Annotated in this window: 26 protein-coding genes and 1 riboswitch; of the genes, 14 read left to right on the top strand and 12 right to left on the bottom strand. The window is 72.1% G+C overall.

The window, feature by feature from the left end:
* Positions 1-18: 18 nt before the first annotated feature.
* Complete coding sequence (locus P0084_RS03555) at positions 19-726, bottom strand: M48 family metallopeptidase (RefSeq protein ID WP_308915429.1); 708 nt, start codon at positions 724-726, stop codon at positions 19-21.
* Positions 727-780: 54 nt separating this feature from the next.
* On the opposite strand from P0084_RS03555, the gene P0084_RS03560 reads away from it, so the two are divergent.
* Positions 781-1,197, top strand: a complete 417-nt coding sequence (locus P0084_RS03560) for a thiol-disulfide oxidoreductase DCC family protein (RefSeq protein WP_308915430.1) — start codon at positions 781-783, stop codon at positions 1,195-1,197.
* Positions 1,158-1,391, top strand: a complete 234-nt coding sequence (locus P0084_RS03565) for a hypothetical protein (protein WP_308915431.1) — start codon at positions 1,158-1,160, stop codon at positions 1,389-1,391. The genes P0084_RS03560 and P0084_RS03565 overlap by 40 nt, the downstream gene beginning before the upstream one ends.
* Positions 1,392-1,402: 11 nt before the next feature.
* On the opposite strand, the gene P0084_RS03570 is transcribed toward P0084_RS03565, so the two are convergent.
* From P0084_RS03570 to P0084_RS03600, 7 genes are all read right to left on the bottom strand, one after another.
* On the bottom strand, positions 1,403-2,365 hold the full coding sequence (locus P0084_RS03570; RefSeq protein ID WP_308915432.1) for an acetyl-CoA carboxylase carboxyltransferase subunit alpha: 963 nt from the start codon (positions 2,363-2,365) through the stop codon (positions 1,403-1,405).
* Positions 2,366-2,444: 79 nt separating this feature from the next.
* Entirely contained in the window at positions 2,445-3,587 is a 1,143-nt protein-coding gene (locus P0084_RS03575) for a LytS/YhcK type 5TM receptor domain-containing protein (protein WP_308915433.1), read from the bottom strand.
* Positions 3,588-3,951: 364 nt separating this feature from the next.
* Positions 3,952-4,386, bottom strand: coding sequence for a DUF1810 domain-containing protein (locus P0084_RS03580; RefSeq protein WP_308915434.1), 435 nt, complete (start codon positions 4,384-4,386; stop codon positions 3,952-3,954).
* Positions 4,362-5,639, bottom strand: a complete 1,278-nt coding sequence (locus tag P0084_RS03585; RefSeq protein ID WP_308915435.1) for a TRAP transporter large permease — start codon at positions 5,637-5,639, stop codon at positions 4,362-4,364. The genes P0084_RS03580 and P0084_RS03585 overlap by 25 nt, the downstream gene beginning before the upstream one ends.
* A complete protein-coding gene (locus P0084_RS03590) occupies positions 5,636-6,172 on the bottom strand; it encodes a TRAP transporter small permease (RefSeq protein WP_308915436.1) in 537 nt (178 codons plus the stop codon). The genes P0084_RS03585 and P0084_RS03590 overlap by 4 nt, the downstream gene beginning before the upstream one ends.
* Positions 6,173-6,231: 59 nt before the next feature.
* Positions 6,232-7,206, bottom strand: a complete 975-nt coding sequence (locus tag P0084_RS03595) for a TRAP transporter substrate-binding protein (protein WP_308915437.1) — start codon at positions 7,204-7,206, stop codon at positions 6,232-6,234.
* A 103-nt stretch (positions 7,207-7,309) separates the two neighbouring features.
* Positions 7,310-7,858, bottom strand: a complete 549-nt coding sequence (locus tag P0084_RS03600) for a TlpA family protein disulfide reductase (RefSeq protein ID WP_308915438.1) — start codon at positions 7,856-7,858, stop codon at positions 7,310-7,312.
* A gap of 4 nt (positions 7,859-7,862) precedes the next feature.
* Here P0084_RS03600 and argH point away from each other — a divergent pair, with 4 nt between their 5' ends.
* The 5 genes from argH (at position 7,863) to P0084_RS03625 (ending at position 12,029) form a co-directional block, all read left to right on the top strand.
* Positions 7,863-9,254, top strand: coding sequence for an argininosuccinate lyase (gene argH / locus P0084_RS03605; protein ID WP_308915439.1), 1,392 nt, complete (start codon positions 7,863-7,865; stop codon positions 9,252-9,254).
* Positions 9,251-9,424, top strand: a complete 174-nt coding sequence (locus P0084_RS03610; protein WP_308915440.1) for a hypothetical protein — start codon at positions 9,251-9,253, stop codon at positions 9,422-9,424. Before argH ends, P0084_RS03610 begins: the two co-directional genes overlap by 4 nt.
* An 89-nt stretch (positions 9,425-9,513) precedes the next feature.
* Positions 9,514-10,173 carry an HAD family hydrolase gene (locus tag P0084_RS03615; RefSeq protein ID WP_308915441.1) on the top strand — a complete coding sequence of 220 codons (660 nt, stop codon included), beginning with the start codon at positions 9,514-9,516 and terminating at the stop codon, positions 10,171-10,173.
* 411 nt (positions 10,174-10,584) lie between these two features.
* Entirely contained in the window at positions 10,585-11,058 is a 474-nt protein-coding gene (gene greA, locus P0084_RS03620) for a transcription elongation factor GreA (protein ID WP_308915442.1), read from the top strand.
* Complete coding sequence (locus P0084_RS03625) at positions 11,055-12,029, top strand: hypothetical protein (RefSeq protein ID WP_308915443.1); 975 nt, start codon at positions 11,055-11,057, stop codon at positions 12,027-12,029. The genes greA and P0084_RS03625 overlap by 4 nt, the downstream gene beginning before the upstream one ends.
* On the opposite strand, the gene P0084_RS03630 is transcribed toward P0084_RS03625, so the two are convergent.
* Positions 12,026-12,412, bottom strand: a complete 387-nt coding sequence (locus P0084_RS03630; RefSeq protein WP_308915444.1) for a hypothetical protein — start codon at positions 12,410-12,412, stop codon at positions 12,026-12,028. The two genes, P0084_RS03625 and P0084_RS03630, sit on opposite strands and share 4 nt — an antisense overlap.
* A gap of 194 nt (positions 12,413-12,606) precedes the next feature.
* On the opposite strand from P0084_RS03630, the gene P0084_RS03635 reads away from it, so the two are divergent.
* A complete protein-coding gene (locus P0084_RS03635) occupies positions 12,607-12,981 on the top strand; it encodes a DUF1636 family protein (protein ID WP_308915445.1) in 375 nt (124 codons plus the stop codon).
* 9 nt (positions 12,982-12,990) lie between these two features.
* Positions 12,991-13,899: an adenosylcobinamide-phosphate synthase CbiB gene (gene cbiB, locus P0084_RS03640; protein ID WP_308915446.1), complete on the top strand. Its 909-nt coding sequence runs from the start codon at positions 12,991-12,993 to the stop codon at positions 13,897-13,899.
* On the opposite strand, the gene P0084_RS03645 is transcribed toward cbiB, so the two are convergent.
* Both P0084_RS03645 and P0084_RS03650 read right to left on the bottom strand, forming a co-directional pair.
* A complete protein-coding gene (locus tag P0084_RS03645; RefSeq protein WP_308915447.1) occupies positions 13,886-14,656 on the bottom strand; it encodes a transglutaminase-like domain-containing protein in 771 nt (256 codons plus the stop codon). The two genes, cbiB and P0084_RS03645, sit on opposite strands and share 14 nt — an antisense overlap.
* A gap of 48 nt (positions 14,657-14,704) precedes the next feature.
* A complete protein-coding gene (locus tag P0084_RS03650; protein WP_308915448.1) occupies positions 14,705-18,151 on the bottom strand; it encodes a chromosome segregation SMC family protein in 3,447 nt (1,148 codons plus the stop codon).
* A gap of 147 nt (positions 18,152-18,298) precedes the next feature.
* Positions 18,299-18,511, top strand: a riboswitch (cobalamin riboswitch).
* Positions 18,512-18,550: 39 nt separating this feature from the next.
* Here P0084_RS03650 and P0084_RS03655 point away from each other — a divergent pair.
* From P0084_RS03655 to P0084_RS03665, 3 genes are all read left to right on the top strand, one after another.
* Positions 18,551-19,228: an energy-coupling factor ABC transporter permease gene (locus P0084_RS03655; RefSeq protein ID WP_308915449.1), complete on the top strand. Its 678-nt coding sequence runs from the start codon at positions 18,551-18,553 to the stop codon at positions 19,226-19,228.
* 106 nt (positions 19,229-19,334) lie between these two features.
* Positions 19,335-20,417 (top strand): cobalamin biosynthesis protein CobW, encoded by a 1,083-nt coding sequence (cobW, locus tag P0084_RS03660; RefSeq protein ID WP_308915450.1) that lies wholly within the window; start codon positions 19,335-19,337, stop codon positions 20,415-20,417.
* Entirely contained in the window at positions 20,417-20,872 is a 456-nt protein-coding gene (locus P0084_RS03665; RefSeq protein ID WP_308915451.1) for a GNAT family N-acetyltransferase, read from the top strand. The genes cobW and P0084_RS03665 overlap by 1 nt, the downstream gene beginning before the upstream one ends.
* Here the strand turns inward: P0084_RS03665 and P0084_RS03670 are convergent.
* Complete coding sequence (locus P0084_RS03670; RefSeq protein WP_308915452.1) at positions 20,869-21,780, bottom strand: pseudouridine-5'-phosphate glycosidase; 912 nt, start codon at positions 21,778-21,780, stop codon at positions 20,869-20,871. The genes P0084_RS03665 and P0084_RS03670 overlap by 4 nt on opposite strands.
* 79 nt (positions 21,781-21,859) lie before the next feature.
* Between P0084_RS03670 and cobN the strand changes: the two genes are divergently transcribed.
* Positions 21,860-25,549 carry a cobaltochelatase subunit CobN gene (gene cobN / locus P0084_RS03675; RefSeq protein ID WP_308915453.1) on the top strand — a complete coding sequence of 1,230 codons (3,690 nt, stop codon included), beginning with the start codon at positions 21,860-21,862 and terminating at the stop codon, positions 25,547-25,549.
* Positions 25,546-26,013 carry a GNAT family N-acetyltransferase gene (locus P0084_RS03680; protein WP_308915454.1) on the top strand — a complete coding sequence of 156 codons (468 nt, stop codon included), beginning with the start codon at positions 25,546-25,548 and terminating at the stop codon, positions 26,011-26,013. Before cobN ends, P0084_RS03680 begins: the two co-directional genes overlap by 4 nt.
* The last annotated feature ends 85 nt before the right edge of the window (positions 26,014-26,098 follow it).

Raw genomic sequence — 26,098 nt, forward strand, 5'->3', positions numbered from 1 at the left:
GTGCAAGTCACGGATGCGTCACAGCTGCGCGGCGGTCTGGCGCACGATCTGGATCCGCTGGGCGTTGGGCGGGTGCGTTCCCAGGAAGCGGTCGCCGGGGTCCGGGATCCGGCTAAAGAACGCCGCCCCCCGCACGGGATCGTAGCCGGCCGCATCCGTGATGATCGTACCCAGCGCATCGGCCTCCAGTTCGTGATCCTTCGAGAACCGCCGGCCGCCGACCGAAGCGCCCACGCGCGACAGGTCGTTCACCACGCCCGCGTCGGCGCCGGCCACCGCACCGATGATGCCGCCGAGGATCGCGCCCGTCGCCGCGGATTGCTGCTGGCGGGCGATGTGGTTCTCGATGTGATGCGCGCTCTCGTGACCGATCACGAAGGCGATCTCGTCGGCGTTGCGCGCATCGGCGATCAGGGCGCGCGTAAAGGTCAGCACCGGCCGGCCGCCACGGGTCAGCGACTGGAACGCATTCGCGGGGGCGTTCGGGTTGGGATCGACCCGGATCAGGAAGTCGCAGTTCGAACGCGGCGCGCGTTGGCGGCAGATGGCCTCCGCCGCGGGCTCGACCCGGCTGACGGCAGCATTGAAGTTGGTCACCGCGGTCGCGCTGCTGACCCGGTCGATCACGGGGGCTCGCGGCGCGGAGGGCGCGGGGGCGGGGGCCGGCGAGGCGACGCACCCTGCGAGGGCGAGCGAGGTCAGGGCGGCCGCGATGATTGCGCGCATGTCGGAAGCTCCGTGCGATCCTAATTGGAGGGCAGGATAGTGCGGAGGGCCCCGATGTCAGCAACCAAAGTACCGGTCGCGCAGGCCGTCCTCTACAACGACACCTGCCCCGTCTGCCGCCGGGAGATCGATCATTACCGCGGGGTGGCCGAACGCCATGGCACGTCCATGCGGTTCGAGCCCCTGGACCGGGCGGAAGCATGGGGGCTGTCGCGGGACGACGCGGCGAAGCGGCTGCACGTGCGCACCGAGGACGGGATCCTGTCGGGCTACGACGCGTTCCTTGCGATCTGGCGCGGTTTGCCGGGATGGGGCCGGTTGGCGGGGCTCGGCGGGCTGCCGGGCTTGCGGACGGCCCTGTCCTGGGCCTACGACCGGGTGGCGGCGCCGATCCTCTACGGGCGCCACCGGCGCCGGATGCGGAGGGCGGCATGTTCACCATCGAGCACGAGTTCGACGCCACGATCATAACCTTGGTCGACGAAGGCGATCGCGGCGCCCCCTTGCTGGAGGACGTTCGCGTCAGCGCGTTCGAGGAATGCGTCACAGTCGCCCAGCCCGACCCCCGGACCGGCGAGATCGTCACCGTCACCCTTTCGAACGTGCAGCTGCGCGACCTTGCCGCGGCGCTGAACCTTCCGGAAGGGTCCTATCGGCGGACGTGAGGCGGAAGGCTTCAGGCCGCCAACCCCTTGGCCCCCATGTTCAGGTACTTCCGGCGCCGCTGCGCGCGGATGTCGTCGGCCGACAGGCCGTCCAGTCCCTCGACCATCTCGACCAGCGCCTTTCGGACGCCGTCGATCGCCGCCGCCGGGTCACGATGCGCGCCGCCGAGGGGTTCGGGGACGATGCGGTCGACGACGCCGAGGGCCTTGAGGTCCTGCGCCGTCAGCCGCAGCGCCTCGGCCGCCTCGCGCATCTTCTCGGCGTCCTTCCACAGGATCGACGCGCAGCCTTCGGGGCTGATGACCGAATAGATCGAATGCTCCAGCATGGCGACGCGGTCCGCCGTTGCGAAGGCGACAGCCCCGCCGGACCCCCCCTCGCCCGTCACGACGCTGACGATGGGCGCACCGAGCCGCAGGCACGCCTGCGTCGATCGGGCGATGGCTTCCGCCTGGCCCCGCTCCTCGGCGCCCTTGCCGGGATAGGCGCCGGGCGTGTCGACCAACGTCACGACAGTGAGCCCGAAGCGATCGGCCATCTGCATCAGCCGCACAGCCTTGCGGTAGCCCTCGGGCCGGGCCATGCCGAAGTTGCGTTCGATCCGGGTACGCGTGTCGCGCCCCTTCTCGTGTCCGATCACGACCACGGCGCGGTCGTTCAGACGGGCCAGCCCGCCGATCACCGCCTGATCGTCCGCGAAGTTGCGGTCGCCCGCGAGCGGCGTCCAGTCGGTAAACAGGGCGGTGACGTAATCCATGCAATGCGGTCGCTGCGCGTGGCGGGCGACCTGCGCCTTCTGCCACGGGGTCAGCGCGGCATAGAGCTTGCGCAACTGCTCGCGCGCCTTGGCATCTAGGGCCGCGGCTTCGTCCTCCACGTCGAGGTCGGGATCCGCGCGCGCCATGGCGCGCAGCTCCTCGGCCTTGCCCTCGATCTCGGACAGGGGCTTCTCGAAGTCGAGATACGTGGTCATCCGGGTCCCCGCTGGTTCGTCGCGGGACATATGGCCGTGGACGGAGGGCGGCGCAACGGTCGCGCCGCCGGGGTCCGGGTCAGGCCTGCAACTGGTCGGCCTGGTCGAACAGGGTGTCGCGCAGCCCACGCCGCTTGCGCAGGGCGGCGGCGTCGATGCCGCCGAACCGGGCATTGCGGTCGAGCGAGTTCGTGGCCTTCGTCATCATCTCGGACAGGGGCCTGCTCTGACGCTCCCAGGTCCGTCCCATGTCGAGCGAGATACGAAGCTCCCCCCCGTCGTCCAGGCGCACCGGTCGCGTGCCCAGGTCGTGCGACAGCCGCGCGGTCAGCCGCTTCAGGTCGTCGTCTGTCAGGTCGGGCGACAGCACCGCGATGGCGCCCCCGGGGGTCAGGCCCAGGATGTCGCGACGGGGCAGCCGGTCCTCCAGGCGGGCGCGCAGGACGCCGCGCACGGTATCGAGGGCGGCCTCCCCGTGAACGCGCGTGATCCACTTCGCATGCCGGATCTGCAGCAGGATCAGGCCGGTGCCTCGCGACTCCTCCGTATCGGAGGCCAGGTTGGCGGCCGCGCGCGAAAGGGCGTCCCAGTACAGCAGGCCCGATACGGGATGCGTGCTGGCCGAGGCGCGCAACTGGCGTTCGGTCCAGAGCGCCACGTCCTCGCGGTGCATCAGCGTCGCGAACACGGGCACGAGCACGAGATAGAGGACCGTGAGGATCGGGGTCACGTTCCACAGGAACCACACGGCGATGTCCGGGGGCAGCAGGATCGCCGTCGCGGCGCTGGTCGTGGTCAGGACGCCCAGGATGACGAAGGCTCGGGGCGTCGCGGCAGCCCGTTCGCTGACGAACCGCGCCCAGAGCAGGCCCAGCGCCGCTGTCTGCAGGACGACGGCAATCCCCGCCGACGCCCCGACCCCGCCGAGGGAGTAGCGCATCGCGATCGCGGGAACGACGCAAAGGATCGCGCCGCGCCATCCCAGGAAGGCGCTCGCCAGGATCACGGGCACGATGCGCAGGTCGATGACGATGCCCGTGGGCATGGCGAAGGTCAGGTTCATCTGAAGCACGGACACGAGGCCGAAGAACAGGCCCAGCACGATCTGGACCTGCCAGTCCGCCATGTTGGACCGACGCAGCCATCCATAGCTCGTCGGTAGCAGCGTCAGGATCGCGAGGGCGGATACGAGGTCCATCGCGTTTTGCATGTCGAACGGCATGGCAGCCCCCCAATTTCCAATCGGCGGGACCATGTCCGTGTACGCATGAACGTTGCGTTAATGCGCAGGCGCCTTCTCACCAAGTTGCAACGATCATTTCGGATCGCTGGACGATCCTCGCTGCCTGCCGGGCGGATGCGACGTCGGGCACGTAACCATTCCAGGTCGTCGCACCGGCCCCGTAGCCTTCGACGCCATCTTCGCTCGAAGCGCCACGTTCGATCCGGGGGCAAACAGCCGGCATCGCCTCGATCGGGCGGGGCGCGGAAGGACATCGGCGATCCCCTCGGGTGACGTAGCCGCTCGTTCGATCACTTGGGTCGCTCGTTTCTTGCCAAGCATGGAGCGTCCTGACTTCAGCGTCCTATCGCTTCAGCATCGCGCGCGTCCGGTCGTCCCGCAGCCCGCCATTCGCGCGATCCAGGACGGCCCCGCACCACCCCTCGCCCGCCGCCTCGAACAGGGTCATGGAGGACACGAACTTCAGATCGTCGGGCGTGCCGAGAATTGCGGTCAGTCCCCGATCCGCATGCGTCGCGACGAGATCGGCCCCTTCGCGCAGGCGCGGACCCAGAACGGAATGGGCGGCATAGAGGCGTGCTTCCTTCAGGTCGGCGATCGCGTATCGCGCCGCCATCGCGGAGCGCCCCAACCCGGCAAGCTGGGGAAACACGAACCACATCCAGTGGGTCCGCTTACGCCCCGCCCGCAGTTCCGCGACCACGTCGGACCAGACGGGCGCCTGCGCTTCGACGAAGCGGTCCAGACCGGCACTCATCGCAGGAGCGACGGCAGCCATGTCGACAACGCCGGCACGTAGCTGACGGCCATCAGGACCGCGATGTTGGTCGCCAGGAACGGCAGGATGGCCCGCACCACGGGCGCCAGGGGAAGCCGTGCGATGCCCGCGCACACGAACAGGCAGACCCCCACCGGCGGCGTCGTCAAGCCGATCATCAGGTTCAGGACCGCGAACGTGGCGAAATGGATCGGGTCCACCCCCACGGCGGTCGCCAATTGCAGCAGCGGCACGAACAGGATGATCAGCGCGGCGATCGTCTCCATGAACATGCCGACGAACAGCAGCAGCAGGTTGATCAGCAGGATCACGACGACCCGGCTGTCGGTCAGCGACAGCACGCCCGCGGCGATGGCCTGCGGGATGCGTTCGGACACCAGGATCCAGCCGAACACGTTGGCGAAGCCCACCAGCGCCAGGATCCCCGCCGACGAGACGGCGCTGTCGATCACGATGCTTGGGACCGCGCGCCAAGGCAACTCGCGGTACACGACCCCACCCACGAGCAGGGCATACACGCTGGCCACGATGGCCGTCTCAGTGGGCGTGGCGATGCCGGACAACAGGCCGTAGACGATCAGCCCCGTCATCGCCAGGGCCCAAGACGCCGATCCGAAGGACCGGGCCACCTCGCCCCAGCCCTGCCAGTCCTGGCGCGGAAAGCGCCGCCGCCGCGAGATGACATAGCACGTCACCATCATCGCCAGCCCCATCAGGATGCCCGGGATCGCGCCCGCCACGAACATCTGCCCGACCGAGATGCCCGCGAGCGACCCCACGATGATCATCGGCACCGACGGTGGGATGATCGGCCCCACCGTGGACGAGGCCGCCGTCACGGCGGCCGCGAAGCCCGCGGGATAGCCCGCCTTCTTCATCCCGGGGATCATCACGCCACCGATGGACGCGGCGTCCGCCACGGCGGTCCCGGTGATGCCGCCGAACAGCATGGACGCGGATATGTTGGTCAGCCCCAGCCCGCCGCGGATCCAGCCAACCAGCGCGTTGGCGAAGCGGATGATCCGCTGCGTGATGCCGCCCCGGTTCATCAGGTTCCCCGCGAGGATGAAGCCCGGGATCGACAGCAGCACGAACACGTCCATCCCCGCATACATCTTCTGCGGGATCACGACGGGGTTCAGCCCGGCCACGAGGATATAGGCCAGGGACGCCAATCCCAGCGTCGCCGCCACGGGCACGCCGATCACCAGGCCGCCGACGAACAGCGTCAGCAGGATGGCGACGTCGGTCATGCCGGACCGGTCCCGTCCGTCGCCGCGTCCAGGTCGGCCGGGGCCGCTTCCGGCCGGCCGTCTGCCCCGCCCGTCAGCATCGCCAGCACCCGCAGCGCCGCGAACAGGCCCAGAAGCGCGAGCATCAGGAAGATCGAGAAGTGGACGACGCTCATGGTCAGGCCCAGCGCGGGGGAGGTCTGGAAGCCCCCCACGGCGACGAACCGCCATGCCATCGGCAGCAGGTAGAGGCACAGCCCAGCGATCGCCGCCGCCGAAAGCAGCCGCAGGACGCGGGCGACGGGTTCGGGCAGCATCTCGGTGAACACGTCCACGTTGACCAGATCGCCCGTGCGCAGGGCCAGCCCCGCCCCGATCGCCGCCATATAGAGGAGGGCAAAGCGCGTCGCCTCCTCCGTCCAGACGGGCGAGCGCCCCAGCGTCCGGCCCGCCACCTGCGTCAGCACGGCGGCGATCAGGATCAGGAACGCCAATCCCGCGAGGGCACGGAACAGCGCGACGACCCAGCGGGTCAGGGTATCGACATGGCGCATCGGCATCCGTCCCGCTTGGACGGACGGCCCTGGGGCGAACCCGGGGCCGTCCGCGACGATCACTCGGTTTGGGCGGCGAACAGATCCTCGACGATCGGGCGCACCTCGTCGGCCACGTTGGACAGAACCGCGTCGCGGGCCGCCACCGCGAAGGCCGCGCCGTCGACGTCCACGAAGGTCATGCCCTGCCCTTCCAGATAGGCGCGATCCTCCGCCAGCGATTCCTGGAACAGACCGCGCTCGTATTCCTGCGCGATGGTCGCCGCCTCCTGCAGGGCGGCGCGGTCGTCCTCCGACAGCGACTGCCAGGTCTGCTCCGAGATCGCGAGGTAGATCCAGGACCGCACGTGCTCCGTCTGGTTCACGTGGCTCTGCACCTCGTCGAAGGACGCGGATCGGATCAGCGCGAGCGGGTTCTCCTGCGCGTCGATGGTGCCGTTCTGCAGCGAGGTGAACACCTCCGAAAAGGCCATCGGGGTCGGCTGGGCGCCCAGCGCGGACCACGTGTCGACGAACAGGGGCACGTTGGGCACGCGCATCCGCAGCCCGTCCAGCTCGTCCGGGCTGGCGATGGGCCGGTTGGACGTCAGGTTGCGCGGGCCCCGCGCGAAGTACGCCAGGGGCCGGACCTGCGCGCGTTCCACGATCTGCTCCTCGATCCGCTCGCCGATGTCGCCCGACGCGACCTCGTCCATCTGTTCCAGCGAACCGTACGCGTAGGGCACAGCCAGCAGCGCGGCCATCGGCGCCCAGTTCTGCAGGGATTCGCCGGTGATGGTCATGTCAACGGTGCCTAGCTGCATCCCGTTGATCAGGTCGATCTCCTTGCCCAGCGACTCGTTGGGGAAGACCTCCACGGCGATGCGGCCGTCGGTCAGGCGGGCCACCTCCTCGGCGAAGCGCACGGATGCCTGGTGCCAGGAATTGTCCTCGTTCGCCAGGTGACCCAGTTGCAGCGTCCGCTCCTGCGCGAACACGGGCATGGCCAGCGCGGCGGCGACCGCGGCGGCGGCGATGATCTTCGAAAACGTCATGATGGTCCTCCCGTTGCGCGACCCCTCTCGCACGACGATGACGTTAGGCAGACCCCGGGCGACGCGCAACGCCCCCGGGGGGAACCGCGGCCTGCGTTCCACGCTACTCCGCAATTGCGGCCAGCACCGCCTGCATCGGGTCGGCCGCCCAGTCCGCGTCGCCGATCAGCTCCGCCACCACCGTCCCGGCCCGGTCCAAAATCAGCGTGTGCGGCAGCCCCTTCACCCCGAGGGCGGCCGCCATCTCGCCCTGCGGGTCGCGGTGCAACGGCAGCGTGTCCACCCCCGTGTCCTCCCAGAACCGTTCCATCGCCTGGGGATGGTGTCGCCCGAAGGCCATCGTCACGACCTGCAGGTCCGCTCCGCCCATCTCGTCCTGCAACGTCTGGAGCGATGGCATCTCCTTGCGGCACGGTGCGCACCACGTGGCCCAGAAGTTCAGGACCACCACGGCACCGGCATAGTCCGACAGGTCCGCCGTCCCACCCTCGAACAGGGCGAACGCGGTGACCGGAGGTGGCGTCGGGTCGTCCCGGAACGTCAGCTTCGGCACCGCTTCCGCCGCGAGCGCGCGGGCCGCCGTCAGGTCCGCCGCCGCGGGGGTGGCGAGGCCCGGAACGGACAGGTAGAGGGCCAGCAACAGCGGGAGCATGCGCATGTCGAAGTCGTCCAACCAGATGTGGGGCGGCCGGTTCGCGGACGGACCGGACGCGTTGATGGAGGCGATCAACGCATCGATCGGGTTCGACCGCAGACTCGCCCGCCAGGATATAGAAGCCAGCCGGGCCCATGCCCAGATGCTGGGCGCCACCGGCATCGTCGACGGGGCCGATGCCGACGCGATCCGCGAGGGTCTGCTAACCGTCCTGGCGGAGATCGAGGGGGGCGGCTTCGCGTTCTCCACCGCGCTCGAGGACATCCACATGAACGTCGAGGCCCGGCTGACCGAGCTCATCGGGCCGGTCGCGGGCCGGCTGCACACGGCGCGGTCGCGCAACGACCAGGTGGCCACCGACTTCCGCCTGTGGGTCCGGGACGCGATCGACGACACGCTGGAGGCATTGGACGCGCTCCACGCGGCCCTGATCGATCAGGCCGATCGGCACCACGACTGGATCATGCCGGGCTTCACGCACCTGCAGACCGCGCAGCCCGTGACCTGGGGCCACCACATGCTGGCCTATGCCGAGATGGTGCATCGCGATCGCGGGCGGTTCCGCGACGCCCGCGCGCGCATGAACGAAAGCCCCCTGGGCGCCGCGGCCCTGGCCGGCACGTCGTTCCCGATCGACCGGGACATGACGGCCCGGGCGCTGGGCTTCGACCGTCCCTGCGCCAACTCGCTCGACGCCGTCAGCGACCGGGACTTCGCCCTCGAGTTCCTCGGGGCCGCCAGCATTGCGGCGATGCACCTGTCGCGCCTGGCGGAGGAGCTGGTGATCTGGTCGTCCGCGCAGTTCCGCTTCGTCGTGCTGTCGGATCGATGGACCACCGGGTCCAGCATCATGCCGCAGAAGAAGAACCCCGATGCGGCCGAGTTGCTGCGCGCCAAGCTGGGCCGCATCCTGGGCGCCAACGTGGCGCTTCTGACGGTAATGAAGGGGCTTCCCTTGACCTATTCGAAGGACATGCAGGAGGACAAGGAACAGGTGTTCGACGCGGCCGACCATTTGCTGCTCGCCCTGCGCGCCATGGCGGGAATGGTCGCCGACATGACGCCACGGCGCGACGCGCTCGAAGCCGCGGCCGCATCCGGCTTCTCGACCGCGACCGACCTCGCCGATTGGCTCGTCCGCGAACTGGGTCTGCCCTTCCGCGAGGCGCACCACGTTACCGGGGCGCTCGTCGCCCGCGCGGAGAAGGCGGGAGTCGACCTGCCCGACCTGACCCTGGCCGAGATGCAGCACGAGCATCCTGGCATCACGCAGGCCGTCTTCGGCGTGCTGGGGGTGCGCAATTCCGTCGCATCGCGCGACGTTTCGGGCGGCACCGCCCCGGGCCGGGTGCGCGAGCAGATCGAACGCTGGCGCGGGGGGGATCGCGCATGACCGTCCGTCCGTTCGCCGCCCTCGCCGTCACCTTCGCCCTTCTATTGCAGGGCTGCGGCGTCGACGGCCCCCCCGTCCCCCCATCCCAGGTCGAGCGGGAGCGCGACCGCGCGGGCGCGGACATCGCCATCACCGGCACGGCCTCGATCGGCATCGTGGGGGGAAGCTGACGGGGATCCCGTGTCCCGACCAGACCTTTGACGGTGCCTCCGATGCGCTAGCTGACCGTTCGACGGCCAAGCGCACGGGGACATCGTCCATGAAAGCCCTTCTCCTCGGGTCCATCGGAACCCTCGCCGACACGTCGGAGCTGCAGCGTTGGGCGTTCAACGCCGCCTTCCACGCCCACGGTCTGGACTGGGATTGGGACCGCGAAACCTATGCCGGGATGCTGACTACGTCCGGCGGTGCGGACAGGATCGCCCGGCATGCCGCGACGCTGGGCCACGACGTCGACGTGGCGGCCGTGCATGCGACGAAGTCCGATCTGTTCCAGTCCGCGCTTGCGGAGGGCAAGGCACGGATGCGTCCCGGTCTGGACCACATCCTGACGCGTGCGCGGCAGGACGGCATGGCGCTGGGACTGGTGACCACGACGGAGCCCGGCAACGTGGAGCATCTGCTACGGGGCCTCGACCTCGATGCGGACCTCTTCGACGTCGTCACGACGCGCGAGGACGTGGCGGCCCCGAAACCCGCGCCCGACTGCTACCGGCGCGCATTGGGCGCGCTGGGCCTGCGTCCCGACGAGGCGCTCGCGATCGAGGACAACGTCCCTGGCGTCCGCGCGGCGCAGTCTGCGGGCGTGCTGTGCCTGATCTGGCCCAACGAGAACACGGGCGGGCACGACTTCCCCCGCGCGGCCCGCGTCAGCGACGACATCACCCGCATGATATGGGCGGGCACCCTGGCGGCATGACATCGGGGCGCTGGCTTCGTCCCTACGTCGCGCTGCTCTGCGGTGCTCCTCGTTCTGGGGGACCGTTTCGGTGTCGCGCGCCGAACGGGGTGCGACGCAGTGGGCCTTCTCCCGATGAAATGAGGATCCTGTTACGGGTATCGGTCCGAAGGCGCGTTTCGGGAGGCACCGTGCGGTAGGGGCACCCCCCGCGCGCCCCCCGGTCGGACCGATCCGCGAATCGATTGGGTCGGACAAACCCCTGTCCGAAACCGACGATCGGCCGTCGGGTCTTCGGGACGCCGACGGCTTCGGGTGCAGCGACGGCACGGTCTGCCCCGCCCCTGCGCCGCCCGTGTTGCACGCGCGCCGGGCATCCGGCAGGACTGGCACGACGACAGGGGGCCGCCGCCCCCGTGGGAGACGTGCGACATGGACAAGGTTCCGATGACCCCCGGCGGCATGGCCGCCCTCCAGCGCGAGCTGAAGCAGCTCAAATCGGAGGAACGCCCCGCCATCATTCGCGCCATCGCGGAGGCGCGCGAGCACGGCGACCTGTCCGAGAACGCGGAATACCATTCCGCACGCGAGAAGCAGGGCTTCATCGAAGGGCGCATCAAGGAGCTGGAAGGCCTGATCTCGCTGGCGGAGGTGATCGACCCCGCGAAGATGACGGGCGACGAGATCAAGTTCGGGGCGACCGTGACCCTGGTGGACGAGGACACGGAGGAGGAGAAGGTCTATCAAATCGTGGGCGAGCCGGAGGCCGACATCGAGAACGGCAAGCTCAACCTCCGCTCGCCGCTCGCGCGTGCCCTCATCGGCAAGGAGGAGGGCGACTCGGTCGAGGTCCGAACCCCGGGCGGCACGCGATCCTATGAAGTGACGGGCGTAGCCTACCGGTGAGCGAAGGGGGTCCGTCCGACCCGGACGGCGGTCCGACCGGGTGGATCACGCGGGTCGAGGTCGTGGCCCTGATCCTGTCGCTGGCCTGGCTGGCCTTCGTCAACTTCGTGTTCCTCGCCATGGACACGGGCGAGATGCCGTTCGACACGCCTGACGGGTTCGTCGCCACGATCATCGGGATCTTCCTGCCCATCGGACTGATCTGGATCGGTGCGGCGACGATCCGCATGGTCCGCACCCTGCGGCAGGAAGGGCGCCGCCTGCAGGATTCGGTCGACGGCCTGCGCGGCACCTATGTCGATGCCCTGAAGGCCGTCCGCAACCCCGCGTCCGGGACCGGCGATCGCGACGCCACGACGAAGGTCCTGCTGGAGGAGGTGCAGCGCCGCCAGACCCTTCTGGACGTCCGGTTGGCAGGCCTGTCCCGCGCGCGCCTGCCCCGGCCGGCCGCGCCGGAACCCGCCCCCAAGCCCGTGCAGCCCGACCCCGTGCCGCCAGGCGGGATCGCGGTGGACGACTTCGTCCGCGCGGTCGACTTCCCGGAGAACGACCGCGACGACGAGGGCTTCCGCATCCTGCGCCGCGCGCTGGACCACCGCCCGACCGCGCAGGCGCTGGTGGCCGCGCAGGAGGTGTTCGCCATGCTGGCCGAGGACGGCCTCTACGTGGACGACCTGCGGGTGGACCCGGCGCGCGCCGCGGAATGGCGGGCCTTCCTCGCGGGCCGGCTGCGCGACGCATCCGCCCCCGGCGCGATGCGCGACGGCGCCGTGCAGGCCATGACGCTGGTGCGGATGCGCGAGGATCCGTCCTTCCGCGACGCGGCGCGGGCGTTCCTGCAGGCGTTCCGGGCCGCCGCCCGGGACGTCGAGCCGCGGGCCACCGACCCGCAGCTGGACGACTTGGCACGCACGCGCAGTGCACGGGCCTATCTGCTCTTGGCCCGCGCGCTGGCGGAGGTCGAAGGCTAGGCCGCGCGGCTGAGCGCGTGATGGGCCACCATCGCGCCCAGGTCGCCCGACGCCATCGCGGGCGTCACGAGGGCATGGGCGTTGTGCGAATGGCTGAAGATCGAGCCATCGGCGAAGTTGTGCCGCAGCCCCATCTCGTAGATCACCCGCACCTCCGGCATGCGGAACTCGATGTAGTCGGCGATGGCCAGCGGGCTGGCGTTCCGCATGTCCAGACCGATCACCACCACCCGCGGCGCCAGGTCGCGCAGGATCGAGATCGCCTCGTTCGGATCGTTCGTTTCCAGGAGCCGGAAGTCGCGCTGGGAAGCCTGCGCATCCTCCAGCCGCCGCGCCATCGTCTCGGTTATGCCCACCGCCAGGACCCAGGGAATGTCTGCCATCTGCTCGCCTCTCTTTTCTTGTTTTGCCTTTCCGGCTTTGCGTATTTGTATGGGGGCGGAATCTTAAGCGCCGGTTAATCGGACGCGTCGAATTCGACGGGAATTATGACGACCGCGTGAGCGATCCACGGGTCGTCGATTGCCCCCCACGCCGCCCTGTGGTCTGTGGCCGCGATCCGCCCGGGGGGAGTGCTATGACGATCACCACCATCACCGTCTGCGAGACCTGCAAGCGCGACGATTGGCAGGCGGGCACGGCCCTCACCGACGGAGAGCGGCTGGCCGCCCTGGTGGAGGCGGCGGCGGAGGATCGCCCCCTCGTGCGGGTCCGCCGGCACGCCTGCCTGATGGGCTGCAAGGGGGCGTGCAACGTCGCTGTCCAGGGGAAGGGCAAGATGGCCTATACGCTCGGCCGGTTCGACGCCGACCCGGACGCGGCGGCGGGCATCGTCGCCTATGCCGCCCTGCATGCGGAACAGGACACGGGCGTCGTGCCGTTCCGCGAATGGCCGCAGGCGATCAAGGGACACTTCGTCACCCGGCATCCGCCCCTTCCCGCCGACGACTGACCCCCGCCCGTGCTGCTCGCCGTCGCCCTGGCGCTGGACGCCCTGCTGGGCGAGCCGGACTGGCTGTGGCGCCGCCTGCCCCATCCGGTCGTCCTGATGGGCCGCGCGGTCTCGGCGCTCGACGCCCGCTGGAACCGTGGGCGCGCACGCCGCGCGAAGGGCGTGGCCGCGATCGTGCTGCTCGTCGCCGGCGCGGGCATGGCTGCCTGGGCCGCGCAGGTCGCGTTGGGTCCGGTCGGGACCGTCGTCGCGGCGGCGGTCCTGCTCGCGCAGCGCAGCTTGGTGCAGCACGTCGCCGCCGTCGCCGCGACCCTGCGCGCCGGCGGCGTGGCGGCGGGCCGGAACGCGGTCGCGATGATCGTGGGCCGCGACACGGCCGCCATGGACGAGCCCGACATCGCCCGGGCCGCCATCGAATCGGCGGCGGAGAACCTGTCCGACGGCGTGGTGGCCCCCGCCTTCTGGTTCGCCGTCGGGGGCCTGCCGGGCATCGCGATCTACAAGACGGTCAACACGGCGGATTCCACGATCGGCTATCTGACGCCGCGCCATGCCGCGTTCGGATGGGCGGCCGCACGGCTGGACGACGCGATGAACTGGATCCCCGCGCGCCTGACCGCGGTGCTGATCCTGGCCGCCCACGGGCATCGCGGCATGGGCGCCGTCGCGGCGGACGCCGCGCGCCACCGGTCCCCCAACGCGGGCTGGCCGGAAGCGGCGCTGGCGCGCGTGCTGGACGTGGCGCTGGCGGGGCCGCGCAGCTACGACGGGGTCGTGCGCGACTATGCGTTCGCGCATCCGGCCGGCCGACGATCGCCCGGCCCGGCGGACGTGGACCGTGCCATCGCGGCCCTGTGGCGCGTCTGGTGGGCGGTGCTGGCCCTGTCGCTGGCCCTCGGGGCGCTCAGCCTTCGGTGACCTTCACCGATTGCTCGACCAGGGTCCCGGCCCCCATCATCGTCAGGAACGAGGTGTCTGCCGCGTCCCGTCCGACGCCCACGATCGCCACCTCGTCCGGGCCGGCCATGCCGGTCGCGTCGACGATGTGCCAGGCCCCGTCCAGATAGACCTCCGCCACGGCGTGGAAGTCGGGCGGATCGACATGGGGGGCATAGACGCTGACCGTCCGCGCGGGGATGCCCCCGGCCCGACACATCGCGATGACCACGTGGGCATAGTCGCGGCACACGCCCTGCCGGCTGACGAAGGTGTCCGTCGCGGTGGTGCGCGCGTCGCTGGCCCCGGGGACGTAGTCCATCTCCGCGTGCACCCAGTCGCGGATGGCCTGCACCAGGGGGCCGCCGCCCTTGTCGCCGAACCGGCTGGTCACGAAGGGGACGAAGTCGTCCGAATGGCAATAGCGCGACGCCATCAGGAAGGGCGTGGCCTCCGCGTTCAGGGTCCGGGCGCGGCGGGCCCGCAGGGCGGACAGATCCACCTTCGGGCGCGTCACCTCGACCACCGCATCGTAGCTGACCTCCAACCGGCCCTCGGCGGCGAACCAGGCGCGCGTGCCCAGCGCGACGTCGCCGGCGATGCGATCGAAGCCCTCCACCGGGGTGGTCCGGAGGGATTCCTCCATGATCGTCTGGCCCGCGACATGCGCGGCCTCGATCTGCATCAGACAGTCGACCGTGCCGGACAGGTCGTAGGCGAGGCGGGCTTCGATGGTCATGCGGGTCATGTCGAATCAAGGCCGGACGGGGCGCGCTTGTTCCACCGCTCAGGCCACCATCTCCTCCGCGGCGCGCAGGTCGACGCTGACCAGCTGGCTGACCCCGGCCTCCACCATGGTCACGCCGAACAGCCGGTCCATGCGCGACATGGTGACGGCGTGGTGCGTGATGATGAGGAACCGCGTCGCGGTGCGGTTCGTCATCTCGTCCAGCAGGTCGCAGAACCGGGCGACGTTGGCATCGTCCAGCGGCGCGTCCACCTCGTCGAGCACGCAGATCGGCGCGGGGTTCGCCAGGAACACCGCGAAGATCATGGCGAGCGCGGTCAGGGTCTGCTCGCCGCCCGACAGCAGAGACAGCGTCGCCAGCCGCTTGCCGGGGGGCTGGCACAGGATCTCCAACCCCGCATCGAGGGGGTCGTCGGATTCCACCATCTCGAGCCGCGCCTCGCCGCCGCCGAAGAGGTGCCCGAACAGGGCGGCGAAGTTGGCGTTCACCGTTCGGAACGCGTCGCGCAACCGCTGCCGCCCTTCCTGGTTCAGCTTGGCGATCCCTTCGCGCAGCGCCCCGATCGCCGCGTCGAGGTCGGCGCGCTCCGCTGCCAGCGCATCGCGTTCGGCGCGCACGGCGGCGGCGTCCTCCTCCGCACGAAGGTTGACCGATCCCAGCGCGTCCCGCTTGCGGCGCAGCGCGGCGACCGTGGCGGTCAGCGTTTCGACGTCCGGCGTGTCGGCATCGCGTAGCTCCAAGCGTGCCCCGACGACGTCCGCCGTCGTGCCGGACGCCTCGGCCAGCGCCGCCCACGCGGCGGCTGCGGCGGCGCGGGCGGTGGCCACCCGCTCCTCCGCCCGGGCGGCGACCTCCCGCGCGGCGGCGGCGGCCCGCTCGGCGTCCCGTTCCGCGGTCGCGGCATCGCGGGCAACGCCTTCCGCGCGGGACAGGGCATCGCGGGCGGCGGCGTCCCGTGCGGCGGCCGTGGCCCCTTGCCGATCCAGACCGTCGGCCTCCCCTGCCAGTTCGACGGGCCGGGCCCGCGCGCGGGACAGGTCGGCCGTCAGCGCCGCGACCCGGCCTTCCAGGGCATCGCCGCGACCGTCCGCGTCGACCGCCCGCCGTCGCCAATCGTCCAGGTCGCGGGACAGGTCGGCGGCCCGCCTGGATGCGTCCGCGGCCCCGCGGTCCAATCCGTCCGCTTGGGCCCGGGCGGCGCGGGCGGCAGCGCGAGCGGCGTCGGCGGCGTCCTTCGCCGCGGCGAGCCGGTTCCGCGCGTCGTCGAGGGGCGGCAGGGCGTCCCGTGCCTCCACCGCCTCCGCCGCGTCCCGTCGCAGGCGGACCAGGTCGTCGCGAGCGGTCGCGGCCCGGTCGCGCGCGGCATCGAAGGCTGCGGCGTCGCGGTCCCGCTGCCCGTCCAGCCGGGCCAGGTCGCGCCCGGCCCGCAGGGCCGCCGCGTCGGCCGCGTTGCGGTCGGATCGGGCCGCATCCTCCGCCGCCCGGGCGTCGCGCAACGCGGTCGCGGCGACGTCATGCCCGGCCTTCGCCGCGTCCGCCGCCGCGTCGGCCTCCGCCAGTTCCCGTTCCGCCGCGGCCAGGCGGTTCACACGTTCCAGCCGCAGGGCGTTCGGCGCGGCCTCCGCCGTGGCGGGCCGATGCAGGCCGTCCCAGCGCCACACGGCCCCCTCCCGCGACACGAGCACCTGCCCGGGTCCGAGGGCCGCGTGCCGGTCCGTCCCGTCCGCGTCGTCCACGATTCCCGTCGCGGCCACGCGCCGGGCCAGGGCGTCCGGGACGTCGACGTGGTCCGACAGGGGCACGGCGCCCGCGACGTCCGTGCCGTCCAGGGGCGGCAGGGCGTGCCATCCCGCCCCGTCCGGCCCGGCCGGTCCCCCCTGCAGGGCATCGTCCAGCGCGGCGGCCAAGGCGGCCTCGTATCCGGGTCGCGCTGATACCGCGTCGATCAGACGGTCGCCCGCGGCAGGGTCCCGACCGAGCGCGTCGCGCAGGGACGCGACCTCCGCCCCGAGCGTGGCGCGCGCCGCAGCCGTCCGCGCGCGCTCGGCCTCCGTGCCCCGCGCCCGGTCCTGCGCCGCGATGCGCGCGGCGTCGGCGGCCTCGAGCGCGGCCTCGGCATCCCTCAGGGCGGCGGCGGCGTCATCGCGCGCCCGTTCGGCCGCGGCGACCTCCGCGCCCCGTGCCGCCACGGCCCGGTCGGCCCCCGCTTCGGCGTCCCGCGCCGCGCGGTCCGCGGCCTCGGCACGTGACAGGTCCCGCGCGACCTGCGCCGCGCGGTCGTCCGCCGCCCGGTGGCGGGCGGTCAGATCGGCGGTCGCCTCGGCCACGGTCGCCACCGCCCGCTCCGCCTCCGCCGCGTCGTGCTGCGCCCCGTCCGCGGCACGGTCGGCGTCTGGGCGCGCAGCCTCCGCCGCCGCCGCCTCCCGGCGGGCGCGGTCCAGGCCCTCCTCCAACCGGGCGACGGTGGCGGCGGCGTCGGCCACGCGCGCGGCTTCCGCCGCCGCGTCCTGGCGGGCCTGCCCCAAACGGTCCGCCAGGTCCGCGACCGCCCGTTCGGCCGCCTCGACGCGCCCCGCCAGCGCATCGCGCGCCGCCGCGATCCGCTGGACCAGGGCCGCGCCCACGGCGGCCTCCTCCCGCAGGGGGGGCAAGGCGTCGTCGCCGGCTTGCCGTGCCGCGCCGGCGGTGGCGACGTTTCGCGCCGTGCGGGCCACGATCGCCCGCGCGTCCCGCAGGGCCGCATCCGCCCCGGCCGCGTCCGCGTCCGCGTCCCGCGCGCGGCGCCACGCCAGCGTCGCCTCCGCGTCGCGCAGGGATTGGGACAGCTCCCTGTAGCGTCGCGCCTGCCCCGCCTGGCGGGTCAGCGACGACAACTGGGTTTCGAGCCGGTCGGCCACCTGCGCCAGCCGGTCCAGGTTGCTTTCTGCGGCGTCCAACCGCAGGTCGGCCTCGTGGCGGCGCTGGTACAGGCCGCCGATGCCCGCCGCCTCCTCCAGGATGCGCCGGCGGGCGTGCGGCTTGGCCGCGATCAGCTCCGCGATCTGGCCCTGGCGCACCAGGGCGGGCGAATGCGCCCCCGTTCCGGCATCGGCGAACAGGACCTGCACGTCGCGGGCCCGGACCTCGCGCCCGTTCAGCCGATAGGTCGAGCCCGCGTCCCGCGCGATGCGCCGCACCACGTCGATGCGGTCGGCGTCGTTGAAGCCCGCGGGCGCGGTGCGGTCGGCGTTGTCGAGCGACAGGGTCACTTCGGCGAAGGGGCGGGCGGGTCGGCTGGCCGCGCCGGCGAAGATCACGTCCTCCATCCCCGCGCCGCGCATGGCCGTCGGGCGAGTCTCCCCCATCACCCAGCGCATCGCCTCCAGCAGGTTGGACTTGCCACAGCCGTTGGGCCCCACCACGCCGGTCAGGCCGTCGACGACCGGCAGGTCGGTCGGGTCCACGAAGGACTTGAAGCCGTTCAAGCGGAGCTTGTCGAATCGCATGTGTCGGTCCGGTCCCGGCCAGGCGCGGCGGACTGCACGACGATCGCCCCGAAAGGTCAAGTTGCCCCCACGGCGCGGTCGCGCCACGGGGCGGGGATGTCGCATCGGCGCTTGACCCCCACGGCGTCCCGCGCGCATCGTCGGCCCCGCAAAGGTGGTCGCGCGGGTCCCTTCGGATCGGCACGACTGAAACGGGAATGCGGTGAGGATGACCCAATCCGGGGTCCGAACCCGCAGCCGCCCCCGCGACTGTAAGCGGAGAGCGGGGCGCATCCACGCCACTGGGCCATCCGGCCCGGGAAGGCCGCGCCCCCGCATCGACCCGCCAGCCAGGAGACCGGCCTTCGCGTATATCAACCGCCCGTCGGGTGTGACGGGCCACAGGATCGGACTCTGACGATGCACATCGAACCCGGAATCGTGGACGGCGCCAAGATGGCGCTGGCCGTGGCCACCGCCGCCGGCGCGGGCGCCTATACCCTCAAACTCGCCTGGACGGACGCGAAGGCCCGCGGCGTGGCGCCGCTGGCCGTGCGCAGCGCGCTCGCCGCCCTCGGCACCTTCGTCTTCTTCGAGGTGCTGCCGCACTTCGCCGTCGGCGTGTCGGAGGTGCACTTCATCCTGGCCACGACGCTGTTCCTGATCCTGGGGGCGGCCCCCGCCGCCATCGGGCTGGCGCTGGGCCTCCTGGTGCAGGGGGCGTTCTTCGCGCCGTCGGACCTGCCGATGTTCTTCGTCAACGTCACGACGCTGCTCGTGCCTCTGTTCGCGACCCTGGCGCTGGCCCGTCGGGTGATCCCGCGGGACGTGGCCTATGTGGACCTGGAATACGGACAGGTCCTGAAGCTGTCGCTGGCCTATCAGGGCGGCGTGGTGGCCTGGGTCGCGTTCTGGGTCCTCTATGGCCAGGGGGTCGGGGCGGAGACGATGGCGTCGGTGGCGACCTTCGGCGCGGCCTACATGCTGGTGGTGCTGATCGAGCCCGTGGTGGATCTGGGCGCGCTGGCGCTGGCCAAGCGGTTCCGGTCCGCCCGGGGCAGCGGCGCCCTCTCGACGCGCCTCTATTCGCCGGCCTGACCGGCCCCCTTCGGTTCCACGGCCCGTCCGCACCCCGCGGGCGGGCCGTTCCCCGTTCGCCACCCCGTTCCCATTCCGATCCCCTTCCGCGCCGAGGAGCGTTCCCATGCCCGCGAAGATCCCCGCCACCATCGTCACCGGCTTCCTGGGCGCCGGAAAAACGACCCTGATCCAGCACCTGATGACCCACGCCGACCGGCGCATCGCCCTGATCGTCAACGAGTTCGGCGACCTGGGCGTCGATGGCGACATCCTGCGCGGCTGCGGGATCGAGGGGTGCTCCGACGACGACATGATCGAGCTGTCGAACGGCTGCATCTGCTGCACGGTGGCCGACGACTTCGTGCCCGCGATGCAGAAGCTGCTGGACCGCGCCGACCCGCCCGAGCACATCGTGATCGAGACGTCGGGCCTGGCGCTGCCCCAGCCCCTGGTCCGCGCCTTCGCCTGGCCGGACCTCGCGACCCGCGTCACGGTGGACGGCGTCGTCACCGTCCTGGACGGGCCGGCCGTCGCGGAGGGGACCTTTGCCGCCGACGTGGCCGCCGTGGACCGGCAACGCGCGGCCGACGACGGACTGGACCACGAGACGCCGCTGTCCGAACTCTACGCCGATCAGGTCGCCTGCGCGGACATGATCGTCCTGAACAAGACCGACCTGATGGAGGACGTGCCCGCGATGCTGGACCGACTGCGCGTGGAGGTCCGCGCCGGCGTCCAGATCGTGCCCGCCGTGAAGGGCGCCCTGCCCGCCGACGTGCTGCTAGGCCGATCCATGGCGGCCGAGGACGACATGACCGCCCGGCACGAAGTGCATCATCACCATCACCACGACGACGACCATCACGACGACCACCATCATCACGACCACGGCCACGACGACCACGGGCACGACGCCTTCGAAAGCTTCGTGGTCCACGGCGCGCCGGTCGCGGACCCGGCGCGCTTCGCCGACGAGCTGGCGTCGCTGATCCGGCATCACGGCATCCTGCGCCTGAAGGGGTTCGCCGCCGTCGAAGGCCGCCCCATGCGGCTGACGGTGCAGGCGGTGGGCCCGCGCGTGGCGCATCATTACGACCGGCCCTGGGGCGCCGACGCACCCGCCACCCGGCTGGTCGTGATCGGTCCGCGCGGCCTGGACCGCTCCGCGATCGAGCGCAGCCTGTCCGGCGCCCTGGCCCCCGCCTGATGCTGATCGTGGGCCCGGCCGACCCCGGCGCGCCGGGACCCCGGGCCCTGCTGGAACGGTCCCACGCCCTGATGCGGGCGCTGTTCGAGCCGGACCAGAACCATGTCCTCGACGTCGCCGCCCTGCGGGGCGACGACATCCGCTTCCTGGCGGCGCGGAAAGGCGACACGGTCCTGGGCGTCGGCGCCTTGGCATCGCGGGACGGATACGCGGAGGTGAAGTCGATGTTCACCGACCCGGCCGCGCGGGGACGCGGCGTGGCCGACGCGATCCTGCGCGCGCTGATCGACCTGGGCGTGGCGGACGGGCACCCCGTCATCCGGTTGGAAACGGGGCACGGCCTGGATGCCGCGCACCGGCTGTACGAACGCCACGGCTTCGTCCGCTGCGGGCCCTTCGGCGCGTATCCGGACGACCCCGCCAGCCTGTTCTACGAACGCGCGGCGGACCCCTAGGCCCAGCTGCCGGTCCCGGCCTCGGCCACCGCGATCCGGGCGGCCAGCCGGGCGTTGTCCAGCACGAGCGCGACGTTCGCGTCCAGCGCCGCCCCGTCCGTGACCGCGTTCAACCGACCCAGCAGGAACGGCGTCACGTCCTTGCCCCGCACCCCCTGCGCGTCGGCCTCCGCCAGGGCCGCCGCGATCTCGGCGTCCATGTGTTCGGCGGAAAGGGCGTGGGATGCGGGAATGGGGTTCGCCACCAGCATCCCGGTCCCCAGGCCCAGCGCACGGTGGGCCGCGCGCATGGCGGCGATCGCGGCCGGGTCGTCGGCGCGTTCCGGCGTGGGGCAGCCCGAATCGCGGGTGTAGAAGGCGGGGAACGCGTCCGCGCCGAAGGTCACGACCGGCACGCGCAGGGTTTCCAGGACCTCCAGCGTGCGGGGGATGTCCAGGATCGACTTCACGCCCGCGCAGACGACCAGCACGTCGGTCGCGGCCAGTTCCGTCAGGTCGGCGCTGACGTCCATGCCGTCCCCCCGGTGCACCCCGCCGATGCCGCCCGTGGCGAAGGTGCCGATCCCCGCCAGGGCCGCGATCCGCATGGTCGCGCTGACCGTGGTGCCCGCGTGACGGCGATGCACGACGGCCGCGCCCAGGTCCCGGCTGGCCGCCTTCACGACCGTTTCGTCCTGCCCCAGCAGCGCGATGTCGGCCTCCGTCAGACCCGCGCGCAAACGGCCGTCCAGCACGGCGATCGTAGCGGGCACGGCCCCTTCGTCGCGGACCGCGTCCTCGACGGCGCGCGCGACCTCCGCGTTGCGGGGCCACGGCATGCCGTGGCTGATGATGGTGGACTCTAGGGCCACCACGGGGCGCCCCGCGGACAGGGCGGCGGCGACGTCGTCGGACAGGATCGGTGTCATGGCAGGGGTCCTGCACCGACCGCGCGCGGAGGGCAAGTTGCCCCTTGCGTCCCCGTCCACGGATGACACACCCGGCCCCATGCACCTGCTCGCCGCCACCCCCGGTTCCATCGACGACGGCGAGGCCGTGGATCCCGGCCAGACCCCGGCCGCCCTGGTCGTCGTCTCCGCCGCCGACACCGAACTGGCCGCCCTGTCGCAGGCGCGCGCGGCCATGGACGCGCCCCCGGACATGCGGCTGTGCAGCCTTCTGCACCTGCGCCATCCGTTCAGCGTGGACCTGCACCTGGATGCCTGCGCTACGAAGGCCCGCTTGGTGGTCGCCCGGGTGCTGGGGGGGCGGGGCTACTGGACCTATGGGTTGGAGCAGTACGCCGCGCGCCTGCACGAGGCCGGGGTGCCCTTCGCCGCCCTGCCCGGCGACGACAAGCCGGACCCGGAGCTGCGGGCGCTGTCCACGGTAGCGGATGCTGACTACGACGCGCTCTGGGCCTGCCTGGTCGAAGGGGGGCCGGCGAACGCGGTGACGTTCCTGCGCCATGCATCCGCGATGCTGCTGGACGCGCCCCGGCCCGCCCCCGCCCGGCCCCTGCTGCGCGCGGGGCTGTACTGGCCCGGGTCGGACGAGCCCGCCTTGGCCGACCTGCGCGCCGCGTGGCCCGACGGCGCGCCCGTGGTGCCGATCGTGTTCTACCGCGCCCTGCTCCAGGGGGCGGGGCTGAACCCCGTGAACCGCCTGGTGCGGGCCTGCCTGCGGGCGGGACTGGCGCCGATGCCGGTCTTCGTGGCGTCCCTGAAGGACCCCGTCTCGGCCGCGACGCTGGAACGGTTGTTCGGCCAGGCCCCGCCCGCGGCGATCCTGAACCTGACCAGCTTCGCCGCCGGGTCCGCGAACCCCCTGGCGGCGGACTGGGCCAACGGCGCGCCCGTGTTCCAGGGCGTGCTGTCGTCGGGAACCGAAGCGGCGTGGCGGGACGGGACGACGGGGCTGTCGCCGCGCGACATCGCCATGAACGTGTCGCTGCCCGAACTGGACGGGCGCGTCCTGACCCGCGCGCTGGGCTTCAAGGGGGAGGCGTTCTTCGACGAGGCCACGCAATGCCCCATCGCCACCTGGAAGGCCGACGGCGAGCGGATCGGGTTCGTGGCGGACCTCCTGGCGCGGTGGTGCCGCCTGCGCGCCAAGGCCCCCGGCGACCGCAAGGTGGCGCTGGTGCTGGCGAACTATCCCAACCGGGACGGTCGGCTGGCGAACGGGGTGGGGCTGGACACGCCGGCCGCGACGGTGGGGATCCTGGGGGCCCTGGCGGCGGCGGGCTACGGGGTGGAGGGCGCGCCGGACGACGCGCGGGCGCTGATGGACCGGATGATGGCGGGGCCGACCAACTGGCTGACCGACCGGGCGCAGCGGTCGGGCGGCGAACGCCTGGCCCTGGCTGCCTATGCCGCGTTCCACGACGCCCTGCCCCTGTCCGCCCGCGACGCGCTGGCGGACCGCTGGGGCACGCCGGAGGCCGACCCCTTCGCCGGGCCGGACGGCTTCGCGCTGTCGGTCCACCGGTTCGGCAACGTCGCGGTCGTGCTGCAACCGGCGCGGGGCTACAACGTGGACCCGACTGACACGTATCATGCGCCCGACCTCGTGCCCCCGCACAACTACCTGGCGACCTATGCCTGGCTGCGGGACTGGGGGGTCGATGCCGTCGTCCACGTGGGCAAGCACGGCAACCTGGAATGGCTGCCCGGCCGCGCCCTGGCGCTGGGCCCGGACGATTGGCCCGAGATGGCGCTCGGCCCCCTGCCCCACGTCTATCCGTTCATCGTCAACGATCCGGGCGAGGGCACGCAGGCCAAGCGGCGCGCGCAGGCGGTGATCGTGGACCACCTGACCCCGCCCCTGACGCGGGCCGAATCCTATGGCCCCTTGGCCGCGTTGGAGGTGCTGGTCGACGAGTACTACGAGGCCGCGAACGTCGATCCCCGGCGGGTGGGCCACCTGAAGTCGGAGATCCTGTCGCTGGCCGCGACCACCGGCCTCGACGTCGACGCGGGCATGCGGGACGGCGACGACCTGGCCGCGCTCGACGCCTATCTGTGCGAGCTGAAGGAGGCGCAGATCCGCGACGGCCTCCACGTCTTCGGCACCTCGCCCTCGGGATGGCTGCGCGACGACCTGCTGGCCGCGCTGCTGCGCCTGCCGCGCGGGGATGCCGGAAGCCTGCCCCGAGCCATCGCCGCCGACCTGGATCTCGGGTTCGATCCGCTCGACTGCGACATGGCCGCCCCGTGGACCGGACCACGGCCGGACGAACTGGTCGCGTCCCGCCCCCCCAGCCGGGACCCCGACGAGCCGAGCGCCACGCATCCGGACCAAACCCAAGGCACCGCCTGGCGCAGCCACGGCGACACCGTGGAGCGCATCGAATGGCTGGCCTCCGCGATCCTGTGCGGGCAGGCCCCCCCGCCCGGCCCCGCGACGACCGCACTGATGCCCGAAGCGGATGCCCTGCGCGCCACCTTGGACGCCTGCGGCGAGGCCGAGATGGACGCCCTGCTGACCGCGCTCGACGGACGCGCGGTGCCGCCCGGCCCGTCGGGCGCCCCCACGCGGGGCCGCCCCGACGTGCTGCCGACGGGGCGGAACTTCTATTCCGTGGACAGCCGGTCGGTGCCGACGCGGACCGCCTGGACGCTGGGGTGGAAGTCCGCGAGCCTCCTGATCGAACGGCACCTGCAGGACCACGGCGACTGGCCCCGATCCATGCTGCTGACCGCCTGGGGCACGGCGAACATGCGCACGGGCGGCGACGACGTGGCCCAAGCCCTGGCGCTGATGGGCGTGCGCCCGCGCTGGGACGAAGGGTCGGGCCGCGTCGTGGGGTTCGAGGTGATCCCCCACACCGCCCTGGGCCGCCCCCGCGTGGACGTCACCCTGCGCGTGTCGGGCTTCTTCCGCGACGCCTTCCCCGCACAGATGGATCTCGTGGACCGGGCGGCCCGGGCCGTGCAGGCGCTGGACGAGCCCGCGGACGCCAACCCGGCGGCGGCGCGGGCGCGGGCTGGCGAATCGACGGCGCGGGTCTATGGATCGAAGCCCGGCGCCTATGGCGCGGGACTGCAGGCGATGATCGACGAACGGCTGTGGACCGAGACGGCGGATCTGGGCGCGGCCTACGTGGAATGGGGCGGGTATGCGTACGAGGGGGGCGAGGGGCGCGCGGACCACGCCGGGCTGCGTCAGCGGCTGCGCCAGACCGACGCCATCGTGCAGAACCAGGACAACCGGGAGCACGACCTCCTGGACAGCGACGACTATTATCAGTTCGAGGGCGGGGCCGCGGCGGCGGTGGAAGCGGTGCAGGGCCGCCGCGTACCCGTCTGGCACAACGACCATTCCCGCCCCGAACGCCCCGTGATCCGCACCCTGGAGGAGGAGATCGGCCGCGTCGTCCGGTCCCGCGTGGTGAACCCCAAATGGATCGCGGGCGTGATGCGCCACGGCTACAAGGGGGCGTTCGAGATGGCCGCCACCGTGGACTACCTGTTCGCCTTCGCGGCCACGACGGGGGCGGTGCGGGACCACCATTTCGATGCCGTCCATGCGGCCCTGCTGGAGGACGAAGCGGTCCGTGACTTCATCGCCGAGCACAACGCCCCGGCCCTGCGGGACATACGGGACCGGCTCGCCGAAGCGGTCGACCGGGGCCTGTGGACGCCCCGGTCGAACAGCGCGCGGATGGGTCTGCGTGGGGACGGGGCATCCGGATGAGGGTGGAACGGCTGGGCGTCGGCGATCCCCGATTGCGGGAAGCCGCGGACCTGATCGTCACGGTCTATGACGGGCTCCACCGGGACGATGGCCTGGACAGCCCGTCCCGCCTGCTGGACGAGGATGGGCTGCGCCGCAGGCTTCGCGACGCGACGGGGCACGTCGTCATCCGCGACGGGGCCGTCGTCGGCTTCGCCCTGACCCGTCCGTCCCGCGACGTGCCCGGCGCATCGTATCTGGGCACCGTCGCCGTCGCACCGGCCGCCCGCGGGATCGGCCTGGCCTCGGCCCTCGTCGATGCCGCGATCGCGCATGCGCGGGCCGAAGGGTACGCGGCCATCGCGCTCGACACGTTCGACGGCCCCGGCGGGGCGGAGGGCTATTTCGGCCGCTTCGGCTTCCGGCGACGCTGGTCCCGCGACGGCACGGTCTGCATGGTCAAGGAACTGATCGCGGACGGCTGAACGTTCATCGGCGCCCCACGCATCCCGGGCCTACGGAACGGCGATCAGGCGAGCATGCCCGGGGCCTCGTGATCCCGGAACACCT

This window comes from Jannaschia maritima (genome assembly GCF_030973515.1).
GTDB lineage: Bacteria > Pseudomonadota > Alphaproteobacteria > Rhodobacterales > Rhodobacteraceae > Jannaschia > Jannaschia maritima.

Bases quoted from the DNA above. Each gene is read 5' to 3' on its own strand.
- P0084_RS03555 (WP_308915429.1), bottom strand. From the start codon at position 726: ATGCGCGCAATCATCGCGGCCGCCCTGACCTCGCTCGCCCTCGCAGGG.
- P0084_RS03560 (WP_308915430.1), top strand. From the start codon at position 781: ATGTCAGCAACCAAAGTACCGGTCGCGCAGGCCGTCCTCTACAACGAC.
- P0084_RS03565 (WP_308915431.1), top strand. From the start codon at position 1,158: ATGTTCACCATCGAGCACGAGTTCGACGCCACGATCATAACCTTGGTC.
- P0084_RS03570 (WP_308915432.1), bottom strand. From the start codon at position 2,365: ATGACCACGTATCTCGACTTCGAGAAGCCCCTGTCCGAGATCGAGGGC.
- P0084_RS03575 (WP_308915433.1), bottom strand. From the start codon at position 3,587: ATGCCGTTCGACATGCAAAACGCGATGGACCTCGTATCCGCCCTCGCG.
- P0084_RS03580 (WP_308915434.1), bottom strand. From the start codon at position 4,386: ATGGCTGCCGTCGCTCCTGCGATGAGTGCCGGTCTGGACCGCTTCGTC.
- P0084_RS03585 (WP_308915435.1), bottom strand. From the start codon at position 5,639: ATGACCGACGTCGCCATCCTGCTGACGCTGTTCGTCGGCGGCCTGGTG.
- P0084_RS03590 (WP_308915436.1), bottom strand. From the start codon at position 6,172: ATGCGCCATGTCGATACCCTGACCCGCTGGGTCGTCGCGCTGTTCCGT.
- P0084_RS03595 (WP_308915437.1), bottom strand. From the start codon at position 7,206: ATGACGTTTTCGAAGATCATCGCCGCCGCCGCGGTCGCCGCCGCGCTG.
- P0084_RS03600 (WP_308915438.1), bottom strand. From the start codon at position 7,858: ATGCTCCCGCTGTTGCTGGCCCTCTACCTGTCCGTTCCGGGCCTCGCC.
- argH (WP_308915439.1), top strand. From the start codon at position 7,863: ATGTCGAAGTCGTCCAACCAGATGTGGGGCGGCCGGTTCGCGGACGGA.
- P0084_RS03610 (WP_308915440.1), top strand. From the start codon at position 9,251: ATGACCGTCCGTCCGTTCGCCGCCCTCGCCGTCACCTTCGCCCTTCTA.
- P0084_RS03615 (WP_308915441.1), top strand. From the start codon at position 9,514: ATGAAAGCCCTTCTCCTCGGGTCCATCGGAACCCTCGCCGACACGTCG.
- greA (WP_308915442.1), top strand. From the start codon at position 10,585: ATGGACAAGGTTCCGATGACCCCCGGCGGCATGGCCGCCCTCCAGCGC.
- P0084_RS03630 (WP_308915444.1), bottom strand. From the start codon at position 12,412: ATGGCAGACATTCCCTGGGTCCTGGCGGTGGGCATAACCGAGACGATG.
- P0084_RS03635 (WP_308915445.1), top strand. From the start codon at position 12,607: ATGACGATCACCACCATCACCGTCTGCGAGACCTGCAAGCGCGACGAT.
- P0084_RS03645 (WP_308915447.1), bottom strand. From the start codon at position 14,656: ATGACCATCGAAGCCCGCCTCGCCTACGACCTGTCCGGCACGGTCGAC.
- P0084_RS03650 (WP_308915448.1), bottom strand. From the start codon at position 18,151: ATGCGATTCGACAAGCTCCGCTTGAACGGCTTCAAGTCCTTCGTGGAC.
- P0084_RS03655 (WP_308915449.1), top strand. From the start codon at position 18,551: ATGCACATCGAACCCGGAATCGTGGACGGCGCCAAGATGGCGCTGGCC.
- cobW (WP_308915450.1), top strand. From the start codon at position 19,335: ATGCCCGCGAAGATCCCCGCCACCATCGTCACCGGCTTCCTGGGCGCC.
- P0084_RS03665 (WP_308915451.1), top strand. From the start codon at position 20,417: ATGCTGATCGTGGGCCCGGCCGACCCCGGCGCGCCGGGACCCCGGGCC.
- P0084_RS03670 (WP_308915452.1), bottom strand. From the start codon at position 21,780: ATGACACCGATCCTGTCCGACGACGTCGCCGCCGCCCTGTCCGCGGGG.
- cobN (WP_308915453.1), top strand. From the start codon at position 21,860: ATGCACCTGCTCGCCGCCACCCCCGGTTCCATCGACGACGGCGAGGCC.
- P0084_RS03680 (WP_308915454.1), top strand. From the start codon at position 25,546: ATGAGGGTGGAACGGCTGGGCGTCGGCGATCCCCGATTGCGGGAAGCC.